Origin of the sequence: Mycobacterium sp. E3198 (assembly GCF_001667015.1) — a bacterium.
Lineage (GTDB): Bacteria > Actinomycetota > Actinomycetes > Mycobacteriales > Mycobacteriaceae > Mycobacterium.
The window spans coordinates 1-1,138 of sequence record NZ_LZIS01000033.1; the positions used below are offsets into that span (position 1 = coordinate 1).

At 69.6% G+C, this 1,138-nt stretch carries 1 protein-coding gene and 1 pseudogene; one reads left to right on the forward strand and one right to left on the reverse strand.

The window, feature by feature from the left end; translation table 11 throughout:
- Window positions 1-127: 127 nt before the first annotated feature.
- Complete coding sequence (locus A5673_RS04685; protein ID WP_068227619.1) at window positions 128-487, reverse strand: hypothetical protein; 360 nt, start codon at window positions 485-487, stop codon at window positions 128-130.
- Between the two features lie 10 nt (window positions 488-497).
- On the opposite strand from A5673_RS04685, the pseudogene A5673_RS04690 reads away from it, so the two are divergent.
- A pseudogene (locus A5673_RS04690) lies at window positions 498-1,091 on the forward strand (DUF3060 domain-containing protein); the annotation flags it as partial.
- Between the last annotated feature and the right edge of the window lie 47 nt (window positions 1,092-1,138).

Below are 1,138 nucleotides of genomic sequence, written 5' to 3' on the forward strand. Positions count from 1 at the left end.
GGCGGTTCCAACGAGGTGCAGCAGGGCTGATCAGCCGCGGCTGACCCTTCTCGCCCTCTCCCACCGCGAGCGTGCGCGTTGGTACGCGACACGCCGCTCTAGCGCGACATTCTGCGCACGCTCGCGGCTAGCCCGCCGCGTCGGATTCGCCGGCTTCGTCGGATTCCTCCGCGTCGTGATCGAGGACGCTGACCGCGATGCCGTAGGGCAGGAAGCGCACCTTGCGCTTGGGATCCACGTTGTTCTTGTTGGCCCGCAGCGCGTCGAGTTCGGTCGCGTAGACCTGTTCGACGTGGGCGCCGCCGTCGGCGTCCACGGTGTAGATGGCCCACACGCCGTCGCCGGCCTCGCCGGCGGTCTCCGGCGCCGGCCGCGGCCGCCGCGACAGGTCGTCGAAAAACGCCGACCAGCCCGTCCGGCCACCCGGACCGCCGCCGCAATACCAGCGCCCGCCGTTGACGATGTACCTGCACCTGCCCTTCGTCACCGTGCCGATTCCGATCAACCCGCCGCCCCCACCGCCGCCGGCGAGCCCCTGGACCTACGGCGGACCGTCGTACGGTCCGCCGCCGAGGTCCTCGTCGGGCGGCCGAACCTGGTGGATCGTCGGCACGTTCATCGTCATCGGCTTTCTCGCGCTCGCGGGGGGCATCGCCGCCTTCGCCGCACACCAGCTCTCCGGTGTCCGGTCGATCATCAGCTCCCCACCGAGCATCTCCGCGACGTTCGGTCCCCCGTCGAGCGCCACCACCAGCCCGCGCAGCCCCGGCCCATCGAGCACCCGGACCAGGACCACGGCGCCGTCGACGTCACCCACACCGGCGCCCGGCGCGCGGATCAGCGTCTCGGGCATCAACGAGAATCGAACGATCGCCTGCAACAACAACGTCGTCAGCGTCAGCGGCGTTTCCAACACGGTCGTGATCACCGGCCACTGCACGAGCCTCACGGTGTCGGGCGTTCAGAACGCCATCACCGTCGACTCCGTCGACAGCATCGACGCGTCCGGCTTCAGCAACAAGATCACCTACCACTCGGGCAATCCGAAGATCAGCAACTCCGGCGGTTCCAACGAGGTGCAGCAGGGCTGATCAGCCGCGGCTGACCCTTCTCGCCCTCTCCCACCGCGAGCGGGCCA